Genomic DNA, 24,818 nt, shown 5'->3' with positions numbered 1-24,818 from the left:
ATGAAAAAAAACGCTGAAGCTGGATTTCTCTATGGGGAAAACCAGCTTCAGCGTTTTTTTACGTTCATTTTTCAGCGTTACCAGGGGGATGTGCTGTGCGCCAACGCGGCCAGAGCAGGTTCAGCCCCAGCCCCAGCATGACCAGTGCCGTGGCTGCCAGCTTCCAGGCGGGCAGCGGCTCGGCCAACCACCAGGCCGATGCGCCCATGCCAAATACCGGCACCAGCAAAGCCATTGGCGTGATGGTGGCTGCCGGGTGGCGCGCCAGCAGCCAGCCCCAGGCGGCATAGCCAAACAGGGTGTTACCCCAGGCTTGCCACACCACGGCCAACCAGCCCGCAGCGTCAGCTTGGCGCAGGCTGGTCTGCCATGCGCTGCCGCCCTCTAGCAACAGCGACAGCAGCAGCAAAGGGGGTACCGCAAATGCGCTGGACCAGACAACGTAGGCCAACATATTGACCTTGCCCGCTTGGCGCGAGGCGGTGTTGCCGCCGGCCCACGCCAGCGCTGCACCCACCACCATGGCCAGCCCCAGCGGCGTGGTGCTGCCGTCGGTGTGCAGCACGATCACGCCAATGCCCGCCATTGCCAGCAGCAGTGCACACCACTGGAAGGCTTGTACCCGTTCGTGTGTGGCCTGCATCGCCAGACCGATCGTGAAAAATACCTGCACCTGCACCACGAGCGAAGCCAGCCCCGGCGAAATATGCCCCTGCATGGCGAGGTACAGCAGGCCAAATTGCCCCACCCCAATCAATAACCCATAGGCCGCAAGATTGCGCCACGGGACGGCGGGACGTGGCAGAAAAAACACCGCAGGCAGTAGCGCCAGGGCAAACCGCAAAGCCGCCAAAAACAGTGGTGGAAAATGCACCAGAGCCACCTTGATGACAACAAAATTACTGCCCCACACCACCACAACGGCTAAGGCGAGCAAGAAGTGGCGCAGGGGCAAGGAGGTGGACATCGGATGGCTGGCTGTAGGGCAAAGAGGCCATTGTCGGGGCGATCTACCGCCGCAGTAATTGCAGCCGCAGTCCCTCGGCGGGGCGCAAGGTGACGTTCAATGCCGGTCGGACGGCGACGGTCCCGGTGGGCGCCAGATGAAAGCGCTGCAACACCATCGCCGCCACCAGCACCATCTCGGTCATGGCAAACAGGTTGCCAATGCAGACCCGGGGTCCGGCCCCAAATGGCAGGTAGGCCCCGCGCGTCTGGGTGGCCTGGCCTGCGTCGGAAAACCGCTCCGGGTCAAAGCGCTCGGGGTCGGCAAACCAGCGTGCGTCGTGCTGCAACACCCAGGGCGTGATGCGCACCAACGCACCCTGGGGTAGTTGCCAGGGGCCGATCTGCACCGGGCGCAGCGCACGGCGGCTGATCAGCGAGGCGGCGGGCGGGTACAGGCGCAGGGTTTCCTTCAAGGTCTGCGCCAGATAGGGCAGGGCGGGCAGGTCGCTGTAGCGGGGCGAGCGACCACCCAGCACCTGGTCTACCTCTTGTTGGGCACGTTGGGCGCAGCCGGGATTTTTCGCCATCGTGTGGCCCCACCAGGTGAGGGCGGCGGCGGTGGTTTCGTGCCCGGCCAGAAAAATGGTCATGCACTGGTCGCGCACCTCGGTGTCGCTCAAGCCACGGCCATCCCCGCTGGCATCCGCATCGTCGCGCACGGCCAGCAGCATGCCCAGCAGGTCATCTCGCTCTGCTGCGCTGGCTTGGCGGCGCTGGCGGATGTGCCGCCACACCAGGGCATCCAGCGTCTGCCGGGCGTGCCGAATAGGCCATTTGTGCGGCAACCAATCCGGCAAGCTGACGGGCCAGAAGAAAGCTTCCATACCGGCTTGGCCGATGACCTGCACCGCCCGCTCGGCGGCCAGCGCTTCGGTGCGTCCGTGGGCATCCACGGCTTGGCTGAACAGCGTGCGCAGCACCACGTCCATCGTCAGTTGGGTCACCAGATGCTCAAAATCCACCGTCTGTGCGGCCTGTGGCGGCACGGCCTCCAGCGCCTGCGCCGCAGCGGCCACCATGTGCTGCGCGTAGCCGTCCATGCGCTTGGGGCCAAAGCCGGGCTGAAGCATGCGGCGCTGGCGTTGCCAGGTGGCCCCCTCGGTCACCAGCACGCTTTGGCCATGCACCTCGGCAAACACCTGGGTGCCCCGTTCCCAGCGGATGAAGCTGTGGGTAGTGTCCAGCAACACTTCGCGTACCCAGTCGGGGTGGAAGAACTCAAACGCCTGCTCCCGCACGATGCGGAAATACACCGCATCGCCGTAGCGGGCGTGCATTTGCTGGGCCAAGCCCAGATAGTCGTGGCGCATCTGGCGCAGCAGGGGCAGGCCGAAAAGGCGGTCAGGCGGGTCGGGTGGCAGTGTGGGGCGGGTCATTTGGCGCGGTACGTGTGTGCTTTTTGCTGGTCGTTGCATGCTGCCGTGTGCACTCGTAGAATGAAAAGCCAACCCTAGGAGCCCGACATGGATGTCTCTTCAGTCTACCGGCAGACCGTACAGCCGATCCCCGCCACCCAGCGTAACGAAGCTGCCCAGCAGGCGCAAAGCCGCATGGTTCGGCAAGACGATGCCGATCAGAAAAAGGCCGCCGAGGTCAAAGAGGCCCAGCCGCCCAAACCCGTGGTGAATAGCCAGGGCCAAACCACCGGGCGCATCGTCAACACCACCGCCTGAGCCTGCGCTTGCAGGGTCCGCTATGGTCAGCATCACCACCAGCAGCAGCGCGTCACCGTCACTTGCGGCCACGGTGGAAAAAACGCGGGTTGTCCAGGCCCGGCGCGATGCCGAGCAAGCCCAAAACACCGCCGATAACCTGCGCCGCCAAGCCGACAACGCCGACCGCACCGCCCAGGTCAGCCAAGACAACGCCCGTAGCTTGGCCGAGCGCAGCAACCAATTGGTAGCCAACTACGTACAAACCCAGCGCGGTGCCAGCAACGAGCCCCGGGTGCTGGGCGCGGGCGTGGTGTCCCGGCTGTACGCTGATCCACCGTCTGCATCGCTGTTGCTGCCGCCCGTGGTCAACACGCAGGGGCAGGCCACCGGGCAGTTGGTGAACCTCAGCGCATAGATGAACGACGCAGCCCCAGGTGCCAGTCCCACGCAAGTCCTATTGGTTACAGGGTGTTGCATCTTGACCATCTCACGGTCCAGCCCTATTCTCTAGACAGAGCAATTCGCACAACCGACATGGGACTTTGACCGCATGAAAACTGATCTGAAGATGGAGGTGCAGAGCCGCCTGCTGGCGCTGCTGGCGCGAGAAACCGGAGCGCCGGTGTCGCCTGCTGTGGAGGCTGAGCTGGCTGCCATCATGGGTGACGCTGCGCCAAGTGGGCAAGATTTGGTGGTGGTGAGTCGCGAGGTGACCATCTTGGTCGCCGATTTGCGTGGCTTTATTGCCCTGACGGCCACCCAGCCTGCGGGCACGATTGTGACCATGCTCAACCTCTGTCTGGAGCGCATGAGTGCGGTGATTTACCGTTACCAGGGCACGATCGATAAGTTCACCGGGGAGTCAATGACGGTGCTGTTTGGTGCGCCCGTGGAGCGCCCCGATGATGTGCAGCGCGCCTTGGCCTGCGCGGTGGAGATGCAGATTGCCATGCGCCTGCTGAACGACCAATACCAACGTGGCCGCATGCCCGAGTTGTTTATGGGCATTGGTCTGAACACCGGCTCGGTGATGGCGGGGCGTTTTGGTTCAGAGGCGTTTTCGCAGTACACGGTGATTGGTAACGAGGTGAGCCTGGCTTCGCGCATTGAATCGTTCAGTCTGCGTGGCCAGGTGCTGATCAGCGAAAGCACCTACCAGCGCAGTGACGGTTCGGTATCTGTCACAGAGCCCGTTGAAGTGTTTGTGGCGGGCAAGCTGGTGCCGGTCAAGGTGCGCGAGTTGATCGCCATTCCGGCCCTGCACCTGAAAGTGCCGCGCCAGGAGTTTCGCCGCAGCCACCGGGCTGAGGTGCGCATCCCATGCAATATGCAGGTCATGGAGGGTACGACGGCGTTGCCGCATGCCCTGAAGGCGCACATCCTTGATATTGGTTACCACGGCGTGTTGCTGGAGCTGGACCTGCCTTTGGAAATCGGCTTTGACGTGAAGCTGAATTTCGACATGACACTGGTGGATTACCCGGTGACCGACATTTACGCCCGGGTGATGAAAACCAAGTACGAAGAAGGCCACTTGCTGGCGGGTCTGGAGTTCACGGCCCTGAGTACGGAAACCAATACCAAACTGCAAATGTTCGTCCAGATGCTGGTGGGTGCTAACTAGGCTCCCCCCAGGCTTGCAGGGGGCAACAGCAGCGGTCTGGCAAAGCCCGTTCCGTGCTGTTCGCGAAGGGGCTTTGCTGCACTCGCCCTGGAGATGCCGGAGTTTGGGATAGGTTGCTATATTTTATGTAGCTTCTTGCGCAGGTGGAATATGCGCTATATGGCGATTTGATGCCTAATTTGGCTACATCGCCCAGATGCGTGGGCGGGTGGCCGGCAGACTCCAAAAATGCGTGCGCCATGCCGCCCATACTTGTTTGACAAGGTCCATTGCGGGCTCAACCAGCGGGGCGAGTACGCGCACCACCACCACCTGGCCGTTGGGGCTGGTGGCACCTGCGGTGGGGTGCAGGCTGTGGCTGTCAATTGCTTGCCGGGCGATATCCAACGCAGTGGCTCGGCGTTGGTTGTCTAGCTTGCTTCCCGCTAAAAAGAAGATGGATGCCATGCACTTGTGGCCCGCCAGCCCCAGCGGGCTGTCCAGCAAACGGGTGTCGCGGGCATCGATGCGGCCACGTTCCAGCCATACGCCGGGCAGTTCGAGATGTTGGCAAAAGCTGCCTTGTGCAAACGGCTGTTGGGCTTGGGGCAGGCCGAATGCGGTGACGTCCCAGCCGATCAACTCGGCCCCGGGTTCCATCTGGAAGCGCACGCGGTTTTCGGCCTGGCACTGGTCGTAGCAAATCGCTTCGGTGGGTAGCCATTCCAGCCGGGCACCGTTGGCGACATGGATCTGGGTGTTTTGCAGTGCCTGCGCTCCCGCCGAGCGGTAAAACCGGGTGGCTCCTGGTGTGGTGATCAGGCCGTGGGCCCCTGGATTCACTTGCACTCGGATGTCCAGCGTGTCGCCGCCCACCAATCCGCCGGGTGGATGTACCAGCACGTTGTGGCAGATGGCATCGCCCTCGGGGTACAGGCTTTGCAAAATACGCAACGGGCCGTTGTGGCTGTGCCGGGCCACACAGCGGTGGGCTTCTTGGTGGTAAGTCAGGTCAAGTTGGGCGTGCCAGGTCATGTTAAAAATTTTATCCGGCGGGCAAAAAAGCGTGGCGTGGCAGTGTGGGCTCTTCGGGCTGCAAGCCGGGCAGGGCACGTGCGGCCGAGCCACCCGTACGCAATAGCAATTCACCCGCTTTGCGCTTGGGCTCGCCCAGCACCGAGCGGCTATTGGCCGGGGCAAAGCGGTTGCGCAAATCTTGCACATTGGCCTGTAGTTCAGTATGGCCATCGATCTTGCTGCCATAGCGTTGCAGCACCAAGTGGGCGGTTTCTATCAGTTTGGCATTCAGTGTGTTGCTACCGTGCATGAGTAGATTTTCTACCGCGCCCTTGGGGTCGCCGCGCAGGCTTAAGGCCATGGCGCTTTCGGTGATTTTGGCAATGTCCGGTTGGCAAGCACGTATCCGTTCCGCATAGGCCGGGAATAGGGCTGCCGAGCCCGCTAGTAGCTCACTTAAGGGGCGGGTGGTTGAGAACCGCATACCCAGTGCATCAATCATTCGGTTGACTTCGTCGAGCTGGATGCTTCTGTGTGCCAGTACGCTGGTCAGGGTCAGAAGGTTGCAGGCCGATTCAAAATCAAATGCGGGCAGGCCGACAGTCTGTGCAAGCGCGCGCACCGACTGCACGGCTTGGCCCACCTGCTGGTCCTGTATTTCTACCAGCGCGACGATGATGGCCGATAGGCGCTGGTTGCGGGCGGCATCGGTGCTGCGTGCGACGACCCGTTTGAAGTCATCGTGGCAGCGTTGTAGTCCTTTGCGGTCCTTGGCTTCCAGGCGCATAAATGCCAGCAGCACGAGGGTCTGGCAGTCCAACATTTTGGAGTCCAACCCGAGACGGACGGTGCGGTTTAGCACTGTTTCAGCCTGCTTGCGATCGCCCACGTAGTACATCATCAAGCCTAGATTTTGCGATCGGCTGATGGAGTTGGGGGCCATATCGACCGCCATCTGGTAGGAGGCCATCGCCTGCTCATACTTGCCCTGCTCGAACTGTGCTTTGGCCAGCACATCATAGGCGTCGGCGTATTCGGGATTTTCGCCCAGCAGGCCTTCAATGGTGTTGGTGGCTTTGGCGGTTTGGCCCGCATCCAGCATCGAGCGGGCGACGCCCAGCTTGGCCCAGGGCATGGTTTTGGCGGCAATCACGGCCTCGTACAATTTTTGCGCTTGGTCGTATTGGTGGGTGCGCAGCAACAGCTCGGCACCCACCCGAGCGGCATATAACCAATAGGCCCCTTTGGTTTCAAAACGCTCGACACACAGTTTGGCTGCTTTTTCAAATTCACCGACATCAATAGCTTCAAATATGGGCAACAGAGAAATCTTGCGTACGCGCGCCTGGAACAGACGCTCGCCTAGGCTGTTAGCACTGTGTGGTTTGAGCAAATATCCATCCAGCGCCGACTCGGCAGCTTCTGCCACTTTGACATAGGTGGCCTCGGCTGTGACCATGATGAAAACGGTGGAGAAAGGTAACCACTGGTTGCGCCGCAGGTCGTCGATTAAGTCTTGCCCTGAAGTCACCCCGCTGTCGAAATTGTGTTCGCACAAAACCACGTCGAAGCGTTCGTATTCCAGCATGCGGCGCGCGTGTGCGGTGCTGAGACATTGCACTACTTTGCCCACCCCAAAGTCGCGCAGTTGCGCCACCAGGATGGAGCGGGATGTGGCGTGGCTGTCAATCACCATGGCTTGACAGGTCGAGAGGTCGTCTGCGCGTTGATTCAAGTGGCTCCTTGGATTGTTGGCGATCGCAAGACGTGTCAGGTCTGTACGTCCAATACCGATCCGAGCATGCGCTCATGGGTTTTGAAGACGCTCAGATTGGCAAGCAACGCATTTTTGGCCTGCAACTGGGTGACCATGTCGCGTTCCATATTTTGGCTATCTGACGGGAGTCGCTCAACCCGGGTACTGACACCGCCACCCGATTGGGTCGCTTGCTGCACCACCAGGGGCTCAAAGCCAGAGGTTTGGCTATTGGCCACATTGTGGGCAGATGCCAGCAGGCGGGTCTGTGCTGCTTGCAGACCCGAGTATGAAATGGCGGATGTGGTGTTCATTGCTTGGACTCAGGATGCACGGAAATTCAGCGTGCCCAACGCGGGGCGCAAAGTCTGAGGCGGTAGGCGCATGTGCTCGTCTGTCATGGAGGCGTGTTGTTTTAATCGGAGTAGCCGCAGGGCTTGTATTTTCACGTGCATTCAGTATGAACCCCGGCAGAATTAACTTCATAAGTACAACCCGACGTGTCGCAGGGGCCTCAACCCATCTCGTTATACACAACTCCCCTAAGCCAGAAGGTGCGACAACGTCTCCAACACATTGCTACCTTGGCCCCCTTAACGTGAAAGTTAAGGCCATAACCCCTCCAAAAAAAACCATGACCACCATCCTCTCCCTCACCCAAGCCCTGCGCGACTTTGCTGCTGCACGCGACTGGGCGCAATTCCACTCGCCCAAAAACCTGGCCAGCGCCTTGAGCGTGGAGGTGGCCGAACTGCTGGAGCATTTCCAATGGCTGACCGAAGACCAAAGCCGCAACCTGCCCGAACCCCAAAAAGCCGAAGTCGCCGCCGAGGCGGCCGACGTGCTGCTGTACCTGCTGCAACTCTGCGACAAGCTCAACATCGATCTGCTGGAGGCAGCACGCCTGAAGATGCTGGTGAACGGCCAGAAATACCCGCCACTATCAAATAAATAGCTGCTCACGCAGTTTCTATAAGCGCTAGTGGCCTAAAAGACATATAGGTTCAAACCAATTTGATGTTCAGCTTGGTAATCAGGTTTTTAAAGTAGGTGCTGTCGCGCACCATCACGGCTTTGAAGGCGGCTTCGTCGCCGAACACAAAACCCATGTTTTGCTTGTCCATGATGTCGCGGAAGGCGGGCTCGGCCACGGTTTTAACGGCGGTGCTTTTCAGGATGGCCAAAATGTCAGGCGGGGTGTTCTTGGGGGCACCCAGGCCGCGCCAGGAGCTGATGGACAGGTCAATGCCGCGTTCTTTCAGCGTGGGGGCCGACTCAAAACCCTTGACCCGCTTGTCGGCCATCGTGGCCAAAATTTTCAGCTTGCCCGAATTCACATGCGCTGTGACTTCGGCGGCGCTGACCGATACCGCTTCGATGTGCCCACCCAGCAGCGACAGCACGGCCGGGCCTGCGCCGGGGTAGGGGATGTGGTTGAAGCTGGTGCCGGTTTTGTCGCCCAGTGCGGCGGCGGCCAGGTGCCAGATAGAGGCCGCGCCCGAGTTGCCCACGCGGAACTCGCCCGGGGTTTTCTTGGCGGCGGCCAGAAATTCTTCGATGGTGTTCCACGGTGCATCGGCTTTGACGGTGATGGCGGCCGGGTCGGCGTTGAGCAGCACGATGGGCGCGAAGTCGTCGTGGCTGAACTTGATGACACCCACGTGGGGCAGGGTGGTCAACTCCACCGTCAGCATGGCAATTTTGTAGCCGTCGGGTTTGGCGTTTAGCACGTCGGTCAGGCCGATGGAGCCGCTGGCGCCAGGCTTGTTGATGACGGTAAGCGGCTGGCTGATGTGTTTGCGGGCGGAATCACTGAAGGCGCGGGCCAGCACATCGGTGCCGCCGCCTGCGCCGTAGGCCACCACCAGATCAATCGGGCGCTGGGGGTAGTCAGCGGCCTGGGCCAGCGCCCGGCCGGTCCACAGGCTGGCAGCGCCTAAAGCTAGATAACGGGCGGCGGTGCGGCGGGAAATAGAGTGAGAAATGGGGTGGTTGGGCATGCAATGTCTCCGGGTTGTTGTCGATTTTTGGCTCAAACTTGGCCAGACATCCTACAACTTGAGGCATTATTTTTGCTTCGCACTAACCCTTGGATGGCGTGGAGTTTCAGGCGTTGAGGCTGCCGTCTACCGGCTGGCTTTTGCGCAGGCGCTCGCGGCTGTTGGACAGGTGGGTGCGCATGGCGGCGCGGGCGGCATCGCTGTCTTGGTCGCGGATGGCGTGGTAGATGCTTTCGTGTTCGGCGTGGACCTTGTTCAGGTAGGCCACACGGCCTTCGGGCACGTTCTCCAGGGTTTTGATACGGGTGCGCGGGATGATCATGGTGCCCAGGTAGGTCATCAGATCGGCAAAGTGCTGGTTGCCGGTGGCGCGGGCGACTTCCATGTGGAACTGGAAGTCGGCCGGTACGCCGTCGGATGCGAGCGGAATTGCGTCCTGGAAGTTTTTCAACGTCTGCGCCAGCTGGGCCAGGTTGGCGGGCGTGCGGCGCTGGGCAGCCAGCCCGGCGGCCTCGGTTTCCAAGCTGATGCGCAGCTCCAGCAGGGCGATCACGTCGGCCACGGTGGCGAAGTCTTCGGCGGCAATTTTGAAGTTGCGGGTGTCGGGTGGTTCGATCACGAAGGTGCCGATGCCGTGCCGCGTTTCCACCAGCCCGGAGGCTTGCAGTTTGGAGATGGCCTCGCGCACCACGGTGCGGCTGACCTCGAAGCGGGCCATGAATTCGGCCTCGGTGGGGAGCTTGTCGCCGGGCTGCAACTGGCCTTGGCGAATGTTCAGTACCAGCGCATCCACGATCTCTGACACCAGGCCGCGCGGCCTGCGGGTGCGTGCAGCGGGCACCAGTGCGGACAGGTGTGCCGTGGCGTAGGTGGAACTAGGGGTTTGTACGGAGGTCATCAAAAAAGCCTTGACTCGGGGTGGGGTGTTTATGAAAATCCTAGTTGTCTGACAACGCATGACTGATGTTTTACTCGGCTGCTGTCACTTTAGCAAAGCTTTTCAAAAAGTCTAGCGGAGCAACCCTTTTAAGTGGGCCGCAAAGGCTCTACAGGTTCAACAGGAAAAATATGGCGATCAAGCTGCATGCAAAGATTTTATTGACCGGCGCCGCAGGTGGCCTGGGCAAGGTACTGCGCGAGAGCCTCAAGCAGAACTGCACCACTTTGCGCTCGTCCGATGTAGTGGACTTTGGCTTGGCCACAGAGGGCGAGGAAATCATGCTGGCCGATCTGGCCGATGCGGCTGCGGTAGACGCGATGGTGCAGGGTGTGGATGCCATTGTGCACATGGGCGGCAAGTCGCTGGACGGCCCGTTCGAGCCCATCATGATGGCCAACATTTTGGGCACCTACAACCTGTACGAGGCTGCACGCAAGCATGGCGTGAAGCGGGTGGTGTTTGCCAGTTCCAACCATGTGGTGGGTTTTTACCGCCAAGACGTGACGATCACCGCCGATGCTCCGGCCCGGCCAGACGGCAATTACGGCCTGAGCAAAGCCTTTGGCGAAGACCTGGCGCGCTACTACTTCGACCGCTACGGCATTGAGACGGCCTGCGTGCGCATTGGTTCGTCCTTCCCCGAGCCACGCGACCGCCGCATGCTGGCCACGTTTTTGAGCTTTGACGATCTGCACCGCCTGATTACCGCCTGCCTGACCACGCCGGTGCTGGGCTACAGCATCATCTTTGGCATGTCCAACAACGCTGTGACATGGTGGGACAACAGCCGCGCCCGCCATGTGGGCTATGTGCCGCAAGACAGCTCGGATGTGTTCCGTGAAGCGGTCTACGCGCGTACCTCGGAGCCTGATTTCAGCGACCCGGCGGTGCTGCACCAGGGTGGTCCGTTTGTGTCTATGGGGCCCTACGAGGCATGAGCACCGTGGCGGCTATCTCCAGCATCCGCGACCGCGTGGGCGAAAGCCCCGTGTGGTCGGTGGTTGAGCAGGCGCTGTACTGGGTAGACATTGAGGGGCGGCAGATCCGCCGCTGGACCTGGATAACCGATGCGGTACACAGTTGGACGCTGCCCGAGCGGGTGGGCTGCATCGCCCTGACGGCCACGCCGGGTGTGCTGGTGGCGGCGATGGAAACCGGCATTTTTGCGGTCACCCTGCAAGACAGCCCCGAGGTGGTGCTCGAATGCCTGGCTGCCATCACCCACCCCGCCGCCAGCATGCGGTTTAACGACGGGCGTTGCGATGCGCAGGGGCGTTTTTGGGTGGGCAGCATGGTGATGGATATGGGACTGGCCGCACCGCTGGGGCGTTTGTACTGCCTGGATACCAACGGCCTGCGGGTGGCCGGGCCGGACGGCCTGATTACCCCCAACGGCTTGGGCTTCAGCCCCGATGGCCGTACCGCCTACCTGTCGGATTCGCACCCCAGCGTGCAGAAGATTTGGGCGTTTGACCTGGATGCCGATGGTGCTTTAAGCCGCCAGCGCGTGTTTGCAGACATGGCCCCGCTGCCCGGTCGCCCCGATGGCGCGGCGGTGGATGCCCTGGGCAACTATTGGATTTGCGGCAACGATGCCGGTGTTGTGCACTGCTTTGATCCGCAAGGCCAGCTGCTGCGCTCGCTACCCGTGCCGGTGGCCAAACCGTCGATGTGCGCGTTTGGCGGGCCGCAACTGGATGTGCTGTACGTCGCGTCGATTTTGCCGGGCACCGTGGATGCGGCTGCACCGGGTTTGAACGGGGCGGTGTTTGCCCTGGAGCCGGGTGTGCGGGGTTTGCCCGAGCCGGTGTTTAGCCAGTTTCCCGTGTGAGTTGTAGGTGCCCGGCGGACCCCGTTGGGCAGTTTGTTTTGTTTTATAAATTATTTGGAGACACCATGAAATTGCAAAAAACTCTGTTGGCTATGGCTGCAGCCCTGATGGCCCTGTCCACCGGCATAGCCCAGGCCACGGAATTCAAATCGTCCGACGTACACAACAGCGACGACTACCCCACGGTCACCGCAGTCAAGTTCATGAGCGAACAGCTCAAAAAATCCAGCGGCGGCAAGCACAGCATCAAGGTCTTCAACAAGGGCGCACTGGGTTCTGAAAAGGAAACCATCGACCAGGTGAAGATTGGCGCACTGGACATGACCCGCGTCAACATCAGCCCCATGAACTCGATCTGCGGCAAGACCAACATCCCCGTGTTGCCCTTCCTGTTCCGCTCGGTAGACCATCTGCACAAGGTGCTGGACGGCCCCATCGGCGAAGAAATCGCCAAGGACTGCGAAGACAAGGGCTTTGTGCTGCTGGCCTACTACGACTCGGGTTCGCGCTCGGTCTACAGCAAAAAACCAGTCAAGTCGATTGCCGACACCAAGGGCATGAAGATCCGCGTGCAGCAGTCCGACCTGTGGGTGGCTGTGGCCGGTGCGATGGGTGCCAACCCCACCCCCATGCCCGCAGGCGAAGTGCTCACCGCGCTGAAAACCGGCCTGGTGGACGCAGCAGAAAACAACTACCCCTCGTACGGTTCGGGCTTCCGCCACTTTGAAGCGGCCAAGTACTACAACAAGACCGAGCATTCGATGGCCCCTGAAGTGCTGTTGTTCTCCAAGATCAGCTGGGACAAGCTGCCCAAGGCTGAGCAAGACATGGTGCGTGCTGCGGCCAAAGAGTCGGTTGCTGTGAACCGCGCTGCCTGGGCGGCCTACGAGAAGAAAGAGTACGACCTGGTCAAGGCTGCGGGCACCGAGTTTGTCGAAGTGGACAAAAAGTCCTTCCAGGCCGCCATGCAGCCGGTGTACGACAAGTTTGCCGCTACGCCTGACATGAAGCGCCTCGTGAAAGCCGTGCAAGACACCGCTTCCAATTAACTAGGTACACCCCCAGGCTACAGCGCAAGCGCTTTTCGCCAACCCCCTTGCAGGGGGCAACACCAGCAGCCTGGCAAAGCCAGTTCTGCGGTGTTCTGGCGGGGAAGCGGGTAGCCGCCTGGAATTCCTAGCCCCGTGATCCCCACCGGAGACACCCATGTTCACCCGTTTTTGTGCCACCTTGTCCAAGCTCAGTCTGATGCTGGCCATCGTGGGTTTGCTCGCCATCATCGTCTGCGTCCAGTACCAGGTGGTGGGGCGCTATGTTTTTAACGACACGCCCACCTGGGCCGAGGCGCTGGCCATGCTGCTAGTGCTGTACGTCACCGCGCTGGGCGTGGCCGTGGGCGTGCGAGATGCGGGCCATATTGGCCTGGAATCCATCATCACCCTGCTGCCAGAGCGCTTTCGCCTGAAGTTGGAGATCGTGATCCACCTGCTAGTGGGCTTGTTTGGTGTGCTGATGGTGCAAAGCGGCTACCTGTGGACCACGCTGAAGTGGAACGACCAAAAGCCCATGCTGGCTGTGCCCTCGGGCTTGGACTTCTTGCCGCTGGTAATTGCCGGTGTGCTGATCGTGCTTTTTTCTATTGAACATATTCTTGCCTTGCTGCAAGGCAAAGAGGTCATCCCAGCATGGAACTAACTGTCCTTTGCATCAGCTTTTCGCTGCTGCTGCTCATCGGCGTGCCGGTGGCGTTTTCGATCGGGCTAGCCTCGGTTTGCACCATTTTGGTGGCCGGTTTGCCGGTGGCCGTGGTGTTCCAGAAGATGGTGGGGGGGATGCAGGTGTTCTCCTTTCTGGCCATTCCGTTCTTCATTTTTGCGGGTGAACTGATGCTGCACGGCGGCATTGCCGACCGCATCGTGCGCTTTGCCAACAGCCTGGTCGGCCATGTGCGCGGCGGCCTGGGTATGAGTAACGTGGTGGGCTGCACGCTGTTTGGCGGCGTGGCGGGCTCGCCCCTGGCCGACGTGTCGGCGATGGGCGCAGTGATGATTCCGCTGATGAAGAAAGAGGGCTACGACGCCGACTACGCGGTCAACGTCACCACCCACGCGTCTCTTGTCGGGGCGCTCATGCCCACCAGCCACAACATCATCATCTTTACCCTGGCCACGGCCGGCATGGCCTCGGTCAGCGTGCTGGGTTTGATCGTCGCCTGCCTGATACCGGCGCTGATTTTGACGCTGTGCAACCTGGCAGCGGCTTACGGCGTGGCGGTGAAGCGCGGCTACCCGGTGCGCGGCCCGTTCGCGGGTTGGGGCGAAGTAGCCCGTTCGCTGGCTGCAGCCATTCCGGGCTTGCTGATCATTGCCATCATCCTGGTGGGCATTTTGTCGGGCGTGTTTACCGCCACCGAATCAGCGGCTACCGCCGTGTTGTGGGCGCTGATCGTCACCGTGTTTGTGTACCGCTCGCTGTCGTGGGAGCACTTCATCAAGTCCTGCGCCAAGGCCTGCAAAACCACCGGTGTGGTGCTGCTGCTGATCGGCATTTCTTCGGCTTTTGGCTACTTCATGGCGCTGTACGAAGTGCCGCAAAAGACCGGCGAAATGATGGCCTCCATGACGCAAACGCCGTGGGTCATCTTCTTGATGGTCAACGTGCTGCTGTTCGTGCTGGGCACCTTCCTGGACATGGCGGCCACCATCCTGATCTGCACCCCGGTGTTCCTGCCCATCTGCCAGCAGTTCGGCATGGACCCGACCCAGTTCGGCGTGATGATGCTGATCAACTGCGCACTCGGCCTGAACACCCCACCCGTGGGGGCGACGCAGTTCGTTGGCTGTGCCATCGGGGAGATATCGGTGGGGCAGGTGATGAAGTCCATCCTGCCCTTCTACAGCGCACTGATTGCCGCGCTGATGCTGGTCACCTACGTGCCTGCTTTCTCCTTGTGGTTGCCCAACCTGTTGTTGAAATAAGTCGCGTTAGAAATTTAAACAAAAATAGCTACCTAGCGCATATTCCACTTGCGCTGGATGCTATCAAAGGAATAGCAATGTCCATTTCTCGCCGCCAGTTGGTATTCACTGCCACCGGTGCTGTGGCACTCGGTGCATCCACCTTGACCCAGGCCCAGGCCTGGCCAGCCAAGCCCATCAAGCTGATCGTGCCGTACCCGCCCGGCGGCTCGTCGGACATCATTGCCCGCGCCATCAGCCAGTTGCTGGCCGAGGCGCTCAAACAAACCGTGATTGTGGAAAACAAGCCCGGTGCCAATGGCAACCTGGGGGCCGACTTTGTGGCCAAGTCCACACCCGATGGCTACACCCTGCTGCTGTGCGACGTGGGCGCTCTGGCTATCAGCCCGTCGGTCTACACCAAGCTGGCGTTTGACCCCAGCAAGGATTTGCGTGGCGTGACCATGCTGGCCTACTCGCCGCACATGCTGGTGGTGCATCCATCGGTGCCCGCCAACAATTTGAAAGAATTGGTAGCGCTATCGAAGAAGACCGACCTCAACTTCGCCGTGACCGCGATGGGCAGTGCGCCCCACGTGGCGGGCGTGGCGGTGGAGCGTGCCAGCGGTGCCAAGTGGGTGTATGTGCCCTATAAGGGCGGCGTGCAAGCCATCTCGGACACCATCGGCGGACAGACCCAGGTGCTGATGAACGGCATGCTAGCCACCTTGCCGCATGTGCAAAGCGGCAAGCTCAAGGTGCTGGGTATCTCCAAAAAGACCCGCATGCCGCTGGTGGGCAATGTGCCCACGCTGGCCGAGCAGGGCCTGACCGATTTTGAATCGGGCACCTGGCAAGGCGTGCTGGTGGCCAACGGCACACCGCCCGCCGTGATGGCCCGCCTGAACGCCGAGCTGATCAAGATCATCCGCAGCGCCGACATCCGCGCCCGCCTGACCGGCCAGGGGGCCGAGGTGGTGACCATGCAGCCTGCCGAGCAAGACCAATTTTTCAACCGCGAACGCAGCCGGTGGGCCAAGGTGGTGGCAGAAGCCAGCATCCAGCTCGACTAAGCCTTATCCCTCTTACCGCCCCTTTTTTTCAGAGAGCAAAACATGAATCCCCAAGACCTCAAAACCATCATGGGCTCCGGCCTGCTGTCGTTCCCCATCACCGACTTCGATGCCCAAGGTGAGTTCAACGCCAAGACCTATGTGAAGCGCCTGGAATGGCTGGCCCCCTACGGCGCATCGGCGCTGTTTGCGGCGGGCGGCACGGGCGAATACTTCTCGCTGTTTGGGGCCGAGTACAGCCAGGTCGTGAAGACCGCCGTGGACACCTGCCGTGGCGTAGTGCCCATCATTGCCGGTGCCGGTGGCCCCACCCGCATGGCCATTGCCCATGCGCAAGAAGCCGAACGCCTGGGTGCCCACGGCATCCTGCTGCTGCCGCACTACCTGACCGAAGCTGGCCAAGAGGGCCTGGTCGAGCATGTGGCCCAGGTCTGCAACAGCGTGAAGTTTGGCGTCATCGTCTACAACCGCGATCGCACCAAGCTCACCCCGAATTCGCTGGCCATCCTGGCCGAGCGCTGCCCCAACCTGATCGGCTTCAAGGACGGCGTGGGCAATATCGAAACCATGTCCTCCATCTTCATGAAGATGGGCGACCGCTTTGCCTACCTGGGCGGCCTGCCCACGGCCGAGGTGTACGCAGCCGCCTACAAGGCGCTGGGCACACCGGTGTACTCGTCGGCGGTGTTCAACTTCATCCCCAAGACCGCGATGGATTTCTACCATGCCGTGGCGGCCGATGACCTGGCCACCCAGCACCGTTTGCTGAAAGACTTCTTCATGCCTTACCTGGACATCCGCAACCGTGTGGAAGGCTACGGCGTGAGCATCATCAAGGCCGGTGCCACCATCGTCGGCCACAGCGGCGGCCCGGTGCGCGCGCCTTTGAGCGACCTCAAGCCCACCGAGGTGGAAGAACTCGCCGTGCTGATCGCCAAGCTTGGCCCCCAGTAATTGGTACACACGATGACGCAAAAATTTGACAACTTCATCAACGGCCAATGGGTCGCTGGTGCCAGCTACGCGCCCAATATCAACCCGTCCAACCTGGGCGACGTGATCGGCGAATACACCCAGGGCGACGCGGCCCAGCTTGACGCTGCGGTGCAGGCAGCGCAAGCGGCTTTCCCCGCCTGGTCCACCGGCAACGTGCAGGCCCGCGCCGACGCGCTGGACAAGATCGGCACCGAAATTTTGGCCCGCCGCGAAGAGCTGGGCACGCTGCTGGCCCGCGAAGAAGGCAAAACCAAAGGCGAAGGCATTGGCGAAGCCACCCGTGCGGGGAATATCTTCAAGTTTTTTGCTGGTGAATGCCTGCGTTTGACGGGTGAGATCGTGCCCTCGGTGCGCACCGGCGTGGCGGTGGAAATCACCCGCGAGCCGCTGGGTGTGGTGGGTTTGATCACCCCCTGGAACTTCCCCATCGCCATCCCCGCGTGGAAGATTGCCCCGGCCCTGGCCTACGGCAACTGCGTGGTCTTGAAGCCCGCCGATCTGGTGCCCGGTTGCGCCTGGGCGCTGGCCGAGATCATCAGCCGCAGCGGCATCCCCGCTGGTGTGTTCAACCTGGTGATGGGCCGTGGCTCCGTCATCGGTGACCCGCTGGTCAACCACCCCGGTATCAACGGCATCAGCTTCACCGGCTCGCAAGGCGTGGGCAGCCGCATTGCCCAGCAGTGCGCCGTCAACCTGAAAAAGGTGCAGCTGGAAATGGGCGGCAAGAACCCGCAAATCATCCTGGACGATGCCGACCTGGCCCAGGCGGTGGAGCTCAGCGTGCAAAGCGCCTTTTTCAGCACCGGCCAGCGCTGCACTGCATCCAGCCGCCTGATCGTGACCGACGGCATCTACGGCAAGTTCATTGATGCCGTGCAGGCCCGCATGGCCACACTAAAGATTGGCGATGCACTGCAAGCCGGTATCGACATCGGCCCGGTGTCGTCCCTGTCGCAGCTCCAGCAAGACTTGGACTACGTGGCGATTGGTCAGGCCGAAGGCGCACAACTCGCAGCGGGCGGCACGCGCCTGGAGCGCAGCACCGAGGGCTTCTACATGGCCCCGGCCCTGCTGCTGGACACCACCTCCGCCATGCGCATCAACCGCGAAGAAGTCTTTGGCCCGGTGGCCAGCGTCATCCGCGTGAAAGACTACGAGGCGGCGCTAGCCGAGTCGAACAACACGCCGTTTGGCCTGTCTGCAGGCATCGCCACCACCAGCCTGAAGTACGCCACGCACTTCAAGCGCCACAGCCAGGCCGGCATGGTGATGGTGAACCTGCCCACGGCGGGTGTGGACTACCACGTGCCGTTTGGTGGCCGCAAGGGCAGCAGCTATGGCTCGCGCGAGCAGGGCCGCTATGCGCAGGAGTTCTTCACCACGGTGAAGACGGCTTACATCGGGGCCTGATGCACGCCGCAGGTAGCTATTTAAATAATAGCTACCTGCGCAAGTGCTACCTGCGTTTGAGGGCGGTTACTTCAATTTCTATCTTCATGCGCGGGTCTAGCAGCCCGGCCGTGATCACCATGGCCGCTGGCCGCGCCTTGCCCAGGTAGCGGCGCAATACGGCCCAGCAGGGCTCAAAGTCGGCCCCCACGGGTAGCACGTAGTTGACCCGGACGACATCGTCCAAACTCGACCCCGCCTGTGCCAGGGCCGACGCGATATTCACAAAGCACTGCTCGGCCTGTGCTACCACGTCATCCGAGATGGCCATTGCGGCGTAGTCAAAGCCAGTGGTGCCTGCCACAAACACCCAGTCCCCGGCCACCACGGCGCGGGAGTAGCCGATCTGTTCTTCAAACGGGGAACCTGAGCTGATGTGGGTGCGGGTCATGGCATGTCCAAAATCACCAGCGTACCAAAACTGCCCGGTGCTACGGCATGCGGCACACCTGCTGGCACCACTTACAGATTGCCCGCCATGACGGTCACCGGTACGCCTTGCACGGTGAGCTGCATGCAGCCCTCCAGCACCAACAAACCTTCGGGGGTGTCGTGCGTCTCATGGGGGTAGGCGGCTGCTCCATGCGGAGCACCTTGACGCGGGTGCTGCCGAGTTGCGCGACGATGGTAGAGGTCCAGGCTTGGGGGCGTTGGGCGCCATCTGCGGTGAGGGAGATCAAGGGCCTGCGCTGCTTTACACCATTTGGGCGACGTATTCGCCCAGCGCCAAACAGCTCGTCAACCCCGGCGATTCAATGCCAAACAGGTTCACCAACCCCGGCACGCCGTGCACCGCCGGGCCCTGGATGACAAAATCTTTGGCCGCCTCATGCGGGGCCTGGATTTTGGGGCGGATACCGGCGTAGCCAGGTTGTAGCGCGCTGTTCGGGAGGCCGGGCCAGTACTTGCGCACTTCGGCGTAGAAGGCCTCGCCGCGTGCCGGGTCTACGGCCAGGTCGTCGGGGCTGTCCACCCACTGCACATCGGGGCCGAACTTGGCCTGGCCGCCCAGGTCCAGCGTGAGGTGTACGCCCAGCCCGGCGGCCTGCGGGGCGGGGTAAATGAGGTGCGTAAACGGCGCACGCCCGCTCAAGGTGAAGTAGTTGCCCTTGGCAAAGTAGGGTGTGGGCACACAGCGCGTATCCAGCCCGGCGCAGCGGCGGGCCAGCGCGGGGGCGTGCAGTCCGGCGGCGTTGACGACGCTGCGGGCCTGTAGCCGGGTACCGTCTTTTGCTTCCAAAATAATAGCGCCCTGCGCACGTTCCATATGCGCTAGAGGGCTATTGAGTGCTAAAACGCCACCGGCGTTTTCCATATCCCCCAGCAGCGCCAGCATGAGCGCGTGGCTGTCGATGATGCCGGTGCTGGGTGATAGCAGCGCGCCGGTGCACTCCAGCTGCGGCTCTAGTGCGCGGGCGCTAGCGCGGTCTAGCCACACCAGGTCGTCTACGCCGTTGGCGGCGGCTTGGGTGCGGATGTTTTCCAGTGGGGCGTGCTGGGCGGCATCGGTGGCAACGATCAGTTTGCCGCAGCGCTGGTGGCCAATGCCGCGCTCGGCGCAGTAGGCGTACAAAAGTGCCTTGCCCCGCACGCACAGCTGCGCCTTGAGCGAGCCCGGCGTGTAGTAAATGCCTGCGTGGATGACTTCGCTGTTGCGTGCACTGGTGCCGGTGCCGATGGCCTCGGCGGCTTCCAGCACCAGCACTTCGCGGCCCTGCAAGGCCAGTGCCCGGGCCACAGCCAGACCGACTACGCCCGCGCCAATCACCACGGCATCGACCTTATCCATGCAAAGTGTCCCGTTGTGCCAGGCTGGGGAAAATTTTCAGCCACAGCGCGGCCACGATCAGCGTGCCAATGCCGCCCAGCACCACCGAGCCCACCGGCCCCAGCACAGCGGCGGTGGCCCCGGACTCAAATTCGCCCAGTTGGTTGGATGCGCCGATGAACACCGAGTTGACGGCGCTGACCCGGCCGCGCATGGCGTCGGGCGTTTCCAGTTGCACCAACGTCTGGCGCACCACCACGCTGACCATGTCGGCTCCGCCCGAAATCGCCAGCACGGCCATCGACAGGCCGAAGTGCGTGGACGCGCCAAACACCACCATGCACAACCCGTACAGGCCCACCGCCAGCAGCAGGGTGCGGCCCACTTTGTGTTGCAGCGGCCAGCGCGTGAGCACGATGGACACCAGCAGCGCACCCACCGCCGGGGCGGCACGCAGCAGGCCCAGGCCCCAGGGGCCGGTGTGCAGAATGTCTTTGGCAAACATGGGTAGCAAGGCGGTGGCCCCGCCCAGCAGCACGGCAAACAGGTCCAGCGACACGGCACCCAGAATGGTTTTTTTCTCCCAGATGAAGTGCACCCCGGCTAGCACGCTGCCCCAGGTGACGGGTTCGCGCGGCGGCGGCACATGGTTGTAGCGCAGGCCGCTGAGCAGCAGCACGCTGGCAGCAAACAGCAACACGCCCGTGGCATACACCGCGCTGGCCCCGGCCATGAAAATCGCCCCGCCCACCGCAGGGCCGCCGATGGTGGCGGCTTGCATGCCGCCCGAGCTCAGTGCCATCGCCCGGGGCAGCAGCGCGGCGGGTACGAGCAGGGGGGTTAAGGCTTGCTGCGCGGGCATCTGGAAAGCGCGGGCTGCGCCCAGCACCAGAGATATGCCCAACAGCCATTCGCGGCTGACCCAGTGCTGGTGCGTGGCCAGCAGCAGGCTGAGTGCCACCAGCGCCTGCAGCCCCACGCAGACCGCCACGATGCGGCCCCGGTGGACCCGGTCGGCCACGTGCCCGGCCACCAGGGTGAGCAGCAGGGCGGGTAAAAATTGCAGCAGCCCGACCAGCCCCAGGTCCCAGGCGCTGCCGGTCAGGTCGTACATCTGCCAGCCCACGGCCAGCATCAGCATTTGCGTGCCTAGGGCTCCCACCACGCGCGCAATCCAGAGGCGCATGAAAGCGCGGTGTGCAAACAGGTCGTTCACGGGACTACCTCTTGAGGGAGGGAGGGGGTGTGCCGTCCAGTGGGTAGTGTGTGCAGCCAATTTGGCGCGAGATGTCGCGGCACACGGCGTGCAGCATGGCCACGATGTCGGGCTGACGGGCTTCGTCGTAGCGGAAGGTGGGGAACGAGATGCTCAGGCCCGCCACGGGTTGGTTGAGCCGGTCAAAGATCGGCAGGCCCAGGCAGCGGATGTGGTCGTCGAATTCTTCGCGGTCTTCGCCAAAGCCTTGTTCGCGCGTGCGTTCGAGTTCGCTGGCGAAGTCTTCGGGCGTGGTGATGGTTTTTTCGCGGAATTTCTTGAAGTCCATGCCTTGCAGCAGGTGGGCGCGGTGCGCTTCGGATTCCCAGGCCAGCAGCACTTTGCCAATGGCGGTGCAGTGGATGGGGGCACGCCGCCCCACCTTGGAGTACATGCCCAGCATGTGGCGTGAATCGACTTTGTGGACGTAGATGATTTCGCTGTCGATCAGCATACCCAGGTGGATGGTTTCGCCGGTTTTGTCGGACAGCTCGCGCATGTGGGGCCCAGCCAGGGCTACCAGGTCGGGGTTTTGCGGAGCCTTGGCTCCTAGCTCGAACATTTTCATGGTCAGGCTGTAGCGCTCGCTGTCGGATTCTTGCTGCACATAGCCCAGGCTGCGCATGGTTTGCAAGAAACGGTACACCGTGGCTTTGGGCATGGCCAGGCGCATCGACAGGTCGGTGACACCGGATTCATTGCGGTCGGCCAGCGATTGCAATATGGCAAAAACCTTGAGTACAGCCGCCACGGATTCGGGCTGTTTGGAGTCGATCAGGTCATCATCCATAGTCGTTTTAAATTGAGTGAGACAGTGTTTCAGTGCTCGATTATCGCCCCGCTTTGGATGGTTGGGCCTTTGGGGTCAGGCGCTGTGCAAAATCTAGATGTGGTCACCCTGTGTTTTCAGCGTCCGGCCCCTGCCATAGCCCGCACGCTGCGGGCGACCGACTCGCTGGGTTCCACCAGGCCATGCAGGGTGGGGCTCCAGCCGACGCTGGCCTCCACGGTGGCGCTGGGGTTGGCGGCCCGCAGTCCGCCCAGCAGATCGACGGGTTGGCCGTTGTGCAGGCTGCCCCGGTCAAAAAACTGGCTGCCTTTCCAGAGCTTGGTCAGGGCGCTGGTGGGGATGCTGGAGGCGGTTTCCCAGACGTTGTTTTCGCTGAAGATGCGCGAACCCAAGCCCACACCCAGCGAGTAGCCGTGCGCATAGGCCACGCCCGTTTCGGCCACGTAGAGGTTGTTGTAGAGGTGGACTTGGCCGAAGCGCACGCGCGGGGAACGCTCTTTGGTGCGCTCCCACAGGTTGTGGTGAAAGCTGACTTTGAGCGTGCCTTCGTCGGCCTTTTGGCTGTCGCTAGATCCCACCAGGTTGGTTTTGTCATGGTCCTGGAAGTGGTTGTAGGACACGGTGACAAAGTTGGACTGCAAGGTGATGTCGAGCAGTCCGTCGTGGTGTTGCATGGGGCGGCCCAGGGCGGCCCGGGCGGTGTGGTCCGGGCGCGTACCGTCGCTGAAACTGCAATGGTCTACCCATACGTGGGTGGCTCCGCGCAGGCTGACGTTGTCGTATTCCGAGTTCCATTCGCCGTTGGCGTTGTCTTTGGGGTCCCAGGCCGGGAAATAGTCGAACGCGTCGGCAAAGTGGATGTTGCGCAGGATGACGTTGTCCACTTTGTCCAGCAGCAGCATGCCGTGGACCACCTGGGCATCGCGGCCGATGCCGATCAGGCTGGTGTTGGAGGGCACGCGCACCACTACCCGCGCGGCCTGGTTTTTTTCTGAGCGCTGGCGGGCTTCTTCCAGAGGACCTGTCAGGGGTTTTTTGCCCCAGGTGGCGGGGGCATAGGCGTGCAGGTAGGCCTCTAGGTCAAATGCCGGGTCGCGGTAATCGGCGGCTACCAGGGGGCGGTTGGCATCGTCCACGCTCAGGTCGATGCGGCCATGCAGCCGGACGATTTTGGGCGCGCTGCCTGCCTTTTGCAGGGCGGCTACCAGTTCAGTGCGGTTGCGCACATCGAACACATGGGCGGGCAGGGCATCGGCCCCGCCGCGTGTGCCGCCTTCGGCAGCGGCCCAGCCGTCGTTGGTGGCCAGCGGTTGGCGGGAGATGTCGATGGATGCGGTGGGGCGGCTGGGCGCGGGGGCGGTGCAGCTTGCCAAGAGGGCCAAGAGTGGGATGGCCACGAGGGGGGCGGCGAAGCGCCAGTGGGAGGTCTGTTTCATGGTTTTCCTGCGCTGGCCGGGGCCAGTCTCTGGGTTGATGTGTCCGCCACGGGGTGTGCGGTGTTGCGGTGTTCGGCAAAGCGGTTGCCGGTGTCGCTGTAGACCCGGCTGGAGGTAGAGGTGCCCCAGGGGTCTTGCGGGCGGATGTGATGGCCCAATGTGCTGTTGCGCACCAGAAGTTGCCCATTGGGAGAAGTGCCTGCGGAGTAGCTACCGGTGGTAGCGCTTTCGTCCCAGGCGCGCCCCAGGTAGATGCTGGCGGGGCGGGTGTCGGCATCGGCGGTGAACTGTCCGGCGTTGACCAGGATGCCATACGGGCTGTTGGCGGCAGTGCTGGGGGCCAGCATGGTGGCGGCCTGCCCGGCGGGCAAACGGGTGCTGAGGTAGTGGATGGTGCAGGCATCCAGTACCAGCGCGCCCCGGCCGAAGATGAAGTCCACGTCGCCCTGGATCGTGCTGTCTTTGAAGTAGGCCCGCGCCACGCTGGTGCTGCCCAGTGTTTTGACATACAGCGTGTCTTGGTGGCCCAGGATGCGGACGTTTTCAAACACCAGCTGATCGGCCTGCGTCATCAGTGCCACGGCCTGCGCGCCGCTGGAGCCTGTGGCCCCTGCGGGGTAGCCCACACCGGCCACCACCGCCTGCATGGCATCGTTGGCAAAACTGATGTTTTTAGCGTGGAATGCCGTGCTGTAAATAGCCACAGAGGCGCTGCCGCTGGTGCCGAATGTGGCCCCTGCCAGATGGGGGTTGCAGGGGTTGGCTGATTCGACGTGGGCTACTTTGGCCTTGCCGTTGTAGTTACCGTTCACGATAACCACCTGGCGGGCATCGGCGGCGGTGCTGTAGAGCGTGATCGGGGCTTTGTCTTTGGCGCAGACCAGTTCGCGGTAGGTGCCCGGCTGGATGCGGATGTAGACCCGCGTGCTGCTGGAGGCGGCCAGCGGTACTGCGTCGATGGCGGCTTGTAGCGTGGTGTGGCTGCCACTGCCATTGGCGGCCACGGTGTAGGTGGCGGTGAAGCTGGCGACATCGCCCACAGCGGGCGCAACCCAGTGGTCGGCCACCAGTCCGGCACCGCCCGCCCCGGTCAGGGTGCCCGCCTGCGCCAGGTATTTGGCGACGCTGTAGTCCAGCGCCTGGGGGTCGGTGAGCTGTGGTCGGGTACTGGTGCTGGCGGGGGGCGCAATGGCGGTGCTGCCCGTATCGCCGCAGGCCGCTGTGCCCAGGCCCGACAGCAAAGTCAGCACCAGGCCCGTGTGGAGAGCTGTGCGGTGGTGCATC

At 62.2% G+C, this 24,818-nt stretch carries 25 protein-coding genes; 12 read left to right on the top strand and 13 right to left on the bottom strand.

Annotated elements, in window-relative coordinates; translation table 11 throughout:
• Window positions 1-64: 64 nt before the first annotated feature.
• Both AC0969_RS01325 and AC0969_RS01320 read right to left on the bottom strand, forming a co-directional pair.
• Window positions 65-967, bottom strand: a complete 903-nt coding sequence (locus AC0969_RS01325) for an EamA family transporter (RefSeq protein WP_479622323.1) — start codon at window positions 965-967, stop codon at window positions 65-67.
• Window positions 968-1,010: 43 nt separating this feature from the next.
• Complete coding sequence (locus tag AC0969_RS01320) at window positions 1,011-2,384, bottom strand: cytochrome P450 (RefSeq protein ID WP_479622322.1); 1,374 nt, start codon at window positions 2,382-2,384, stop codon at window positions 1,011-1,013.
• A gap of 87 nt (window positions 2,385-2,471) precedes the next feature.
• Between AC0969_RS01320 and AC0969_RS01315 the strand changes: the two genes are divergently transcribed.
• The 3 genes from AC0969_RS01315 to AC0969_RS01305 all read left to right on the top strand — a co-directional run bounded on the left by AC0969_RS01315 (window position 2,472) and on the right by AC0969_RS01305 (window position 4,287).
• Complete coding sequence (locus tag AC0969_RS01315) at window positions 2,472-2,681, top strand: hypothetical protein (protein ID WP_479622321.1); 210 nt, start codon at window positions 2,472-2,474, stop codon at window positions 2,679-2,681.
• Between the two features lie 22 nt (window positions 2,682-2,703).
• Window positions 2,704-3,078: a hypothetical protein gene (locus AC0969_RS01310; RefSeq protein WP_479622320.1), complete on the top strand. Its 375-nt coding sequence runs from the start codon at window positions 2,704-2,706 to the stop codon at window positions 3,076-3,078.
• A 135-nt stretch (window positions 3,079-3,213) separates the two neighbouring features.
• Window positions 3,214-4,287 (top strand): adenylate/guanylate cyclase domain-containing protein, encoded by a 1,074-nt coding sequence (locus tag AC0969_RS01305; RefSeq protein ID WP_479622319.1) that lies wholly within the window; start codon window positions 3,214-3,216, stop codon window positions 4,285-4,287.
• Window positions 4,288-4,470: 183 nt separating this feature from the next.
• Here the strand turns inward: AC0969_RS01305 and AC0969_RS01300 are convergent, their stop codons facing one another.
• The 3 genes from AC0969_RS01300 to AC0969_RS01290 are packed head-to-tail and all read right to left on the bottom strand — an operon-like array spanning window position 4,471 to window position 7,353.
• Window positions 4,471-5,301 carry an urease accessory protein UreD gene (locus AC0969_RS01300; RefSeq protein ID WP_479622318.1) on the bottom strand — a complete coding sequence of 277 codons (831 nt, stop codon included), beginning with the start codon at window positions 5,299-5,301 and terminating at the stop codon, window positions 4,471-4,473.
• A gap of 10 nt (window positions 5,302-5,311) precedes the next feature.
• The gene (locus AC0969_RS01295) at window positions 5,312-7,018 is read right to left on the bottom strand and encodes a tetratricopeptide repeat protein (RefSeq protein WP_479622317.1); all 1,707 of its coding nucleotides are present in this window, start codon (window positions 7,016-7,018) and stop codon (window positions 5,312-5,314) included.
• Window positions 7,019-7,053: 35 nt separating this feature from the next.
• Window positions 7,054-7,353: a flagellar basal body rod protein gene (locus AC0969_RS01290; RefSeq protein ID WP_479622316.1), complete on the bottom strand. Its 300-nt coding sequence runs from the start codon at window positions 7,351-7,353 to the stop codon at window positions 7,054-7,056.
• Window positions 7,354-7,673: 320 nt separating this feature from the next.
• Here AC0969_RS01290 and AC0969_RS01285 point away from each other — a divergent pair, with 320 nt between their 5' ends.
• Window positions 7,674-7,994, top strand: coding sequence for a nucleotide pyrophosphohydrolase (locus AC0969_RS01285; RefSeq protein ID WP_479622315.1), 321 nt, complete (start codon window positions 7,674-7,676; stop codon window positions 7,992-7,994).
• Window positions 7,995-8,043: 49 nt separating this feature from the next.
• Here the strand turns inward: AC0969_RS01285 and AC0969_RS01280 are convergent, their stop codons facing one another.
• Both AC0969_RS01280 and AC0969_RS01275 read right to left on the bottom strand, forming a co-directional pair.
• Window positions 8,044-9,039, bottom strand: coding sequence for a Bug family tripartite tricarboxylate transporter substrate binding protein (locus AC0969_RS01280; protein WP_479622314.1), 996 nt, complete (start codon window positions 9,037-9,039; stop codon window positions 8,044-8,046).
• A gap of 106 nt (window positions 9,040-9,145) precedes the next feature.
• Window positions 9,146-9,937: a FadR/GntR family transcriptional regulator gene (locus AC0969_RS01275; protein ID WP_479622313.1), complete on the bottom strand. Its 792-nt coding sequence runs from the start codon at window positions 9,935-9,937 to the stop codon at window positions 9,146-9,148.
• 170 nt (window positions 9,938-10,107) lie between these two features.
• Between AC0969_RS01275 and AC0969_RS01270 the strand changes: the two genes are divergently transcribed.
• The 8 genes from AC0969_RS01270 to AC0969_RS01235 all read left to right on the top strand — a co-directional run bounded on the left by AC0969_RS01270 (window position 10,108) and on the right by AC0969_RS01235 (window position 18,246).
• Window positions 10,108-10,917: an NAD-dependent epimerase/dehydratase family protein gene (locus AC0969_RS01270; protein ID WP_479622312.1), complete on the top strand. Its 810-nt coding sequence runs from the start codon at window positions 10,108-10,110 to the stop codon at window positions 10,915-10,917.
• Window positions 10,914-11,810, top strand: coding sequence for an SMP-30/gluconolactonase/LRE family protein (locus AC0969_RS01265; protein ID WP_479622311.1), 897 nt, complete (start codon window positions 10,914-10,916; stop codon window positions 11,808-11,810). The genes AC0969_RS01270 and AC0969_RS01265 overlap by 4 nt, the downstream gene beginning before the upstream one ends.
• Before the next feature lie 65 nt (window positions 11,811-11,875).
• Window positions 11,876-12,859, top strand: coding sequence for a TRAP transporter substrate-binding protein (locus AC0969_RS01260; protein ID WP_479622310.1), 984 nt, complete (start codon window positions 11,876-11,878; stop codon window positions 12,857-12,859).
• A gap of 157 nt (window positions 12,860-13,016) precedes the next feature.
• A complete protein-coding gene (locus tag AC0969_RS01255; RefSeq protein ID WP_479622309.1) occupies window positions 13,017-13,505 on the top strand; it encodes a TRAP transporter small permease in 489 nt (162 codons plus the stop codon).
• Window positions 13,496-14,788, top strand: coding sequence for a TRAP transporter large permease (locus AC0969_RS01250; RefSeq protein ID WP_479622308.1), 1,293 nt, complete (start codon window positions 13,496-13,498; stop codon window positions 14,786-14,788). Before AC0969_RS01255 ends, AC0969_RS01250 begins: the two co-directional genes overlap by 10 nt.
• A 77-nt stretch (window positions 14,789-14,865) precedes the next feature.
• Window positions 14,866-15,840, top strand: coding sequence for a Bug family tripartite tricarboxylate transporter substrate binding protein (locus tag AC0969_RS01245; protein WP_479622307.1), 975 nt, complete (start codon window positions 14,866-14,868; stop codon window positions 15,838-15,840).
• A 42-nt stretch (window positions 15,841-15,882) separates the two neighbouring features.
• Complete coding sequence (gene kdgD / locus AC0969_RS01240; protein WP_479622306.1) at window positions 15,883-16,794, top strand: 5-dehydro-4-deoxyglucarate dehydratase; 912 nt, start codon at window positions 15,883-15,885, stop codon at window positions 16,792-16,794.
• 12 nt (window positions 16,795-16,806) lie between these two features.
• Window positions 16,807-18,246, top strand: a complete 1,440-nt coding sequence (locus tag AC0969_RS01235; protein WP_479622305.1) for an aldehyde dehydrogenase family protein — start codon at window positions 16,807-16,809, stop codon at window positions 18,244-18,246.
• A gap of 46 nt (window positions 18,247-18,292) precedes the next feature.
• Here the strand turns inward: AC0969_RS01235 and AC0969_RS01230 are convergent, their stop codons facing one another.
• From AC0969_RS01230 to AC0969_RS01205, 6 genes are all read right to left on the bottom strand, one after another.
• Entirely contained in the window at window positions 18,293-18,676 is a 384-nt protein-coding gene (locus AC0969_RS01230; protein ID WP_479622304.1) for a RidA family protein, read from the bottom strand.
• A 303-nt stretch (window positions 18,677-18,979) separates the two neighbouring features.
• Complete coding sequence (locus tag AC0969_RS01225; RefSeq protein WP_479622303.1) at window positions 18,980-20,074, bottom strand: NAD(P)/FAD-dependent oxidoreductase; 1,095 nt, start codon at window positions 20,072-20,074, stop codon at window positions 18,980-18,982.
• Window positions 20,067-21,269, bottom strand: a complete 1,203-nt coding sequence (locus AC0969_RS01220) for an MFS transporter (protein WP_479622302.1) — start codon at window positions 21,267-21,269, stop codon at window positions 20,067-20,069. Before AC0969_RS01220 ends, AC0969_RS01225 begins: the two co-directional genes overlap by 8 nt.
• Before the next feature lie 4 nt (window positions 21,270-21,273).
• Complete coding sequence (kdgR, locus tag AC0969_RS01215) at window positions 21,274-22,098, bottom strand: DNA-binding transcriptional regulator KdgR (protein WP_479622301.1); 825 nt, start codon at window positions 22,096-22,098, stop codon at window positions 21,274-21,276.
• A 116-nt stretch (window positions 22,099-22,214) separates the two neighbouring features.
• Window positions 22,215-23,534 (bottom strand): pectate lyase family protein, encoded by a 1,320-nt coding sequence (locus tag AC0969_RS01210; RefSeq protein WP_479622300.1) that lies wholly within the window; start codon window positions 23,532-23,534, stop codon window positions 22,215-22,217.
• Entirely contained in the window at window positions 23,531-24,817 is a 1,287-nt protein-coding gene (locus AC0969_RS01205) for a pectinesterase family protein (protein ID WP_479622299.1), read from the bottom strand. The genes AC0969_RS01210 and AC0969_RS01205 overlap by 4 nt, the downstream gene beginning before the upstream one ends.
• Between the last annotated feature and the right edge of the window lies 1 nt (window position 24,818).

The organism is Rhodoferax sp. LB1P47 (genome assembly GCF_056521445.1).
Note: the sequence above shows the minus strand (reverse complement) of the source record. Positions and strands in the feature narration are given on the sequence as shown.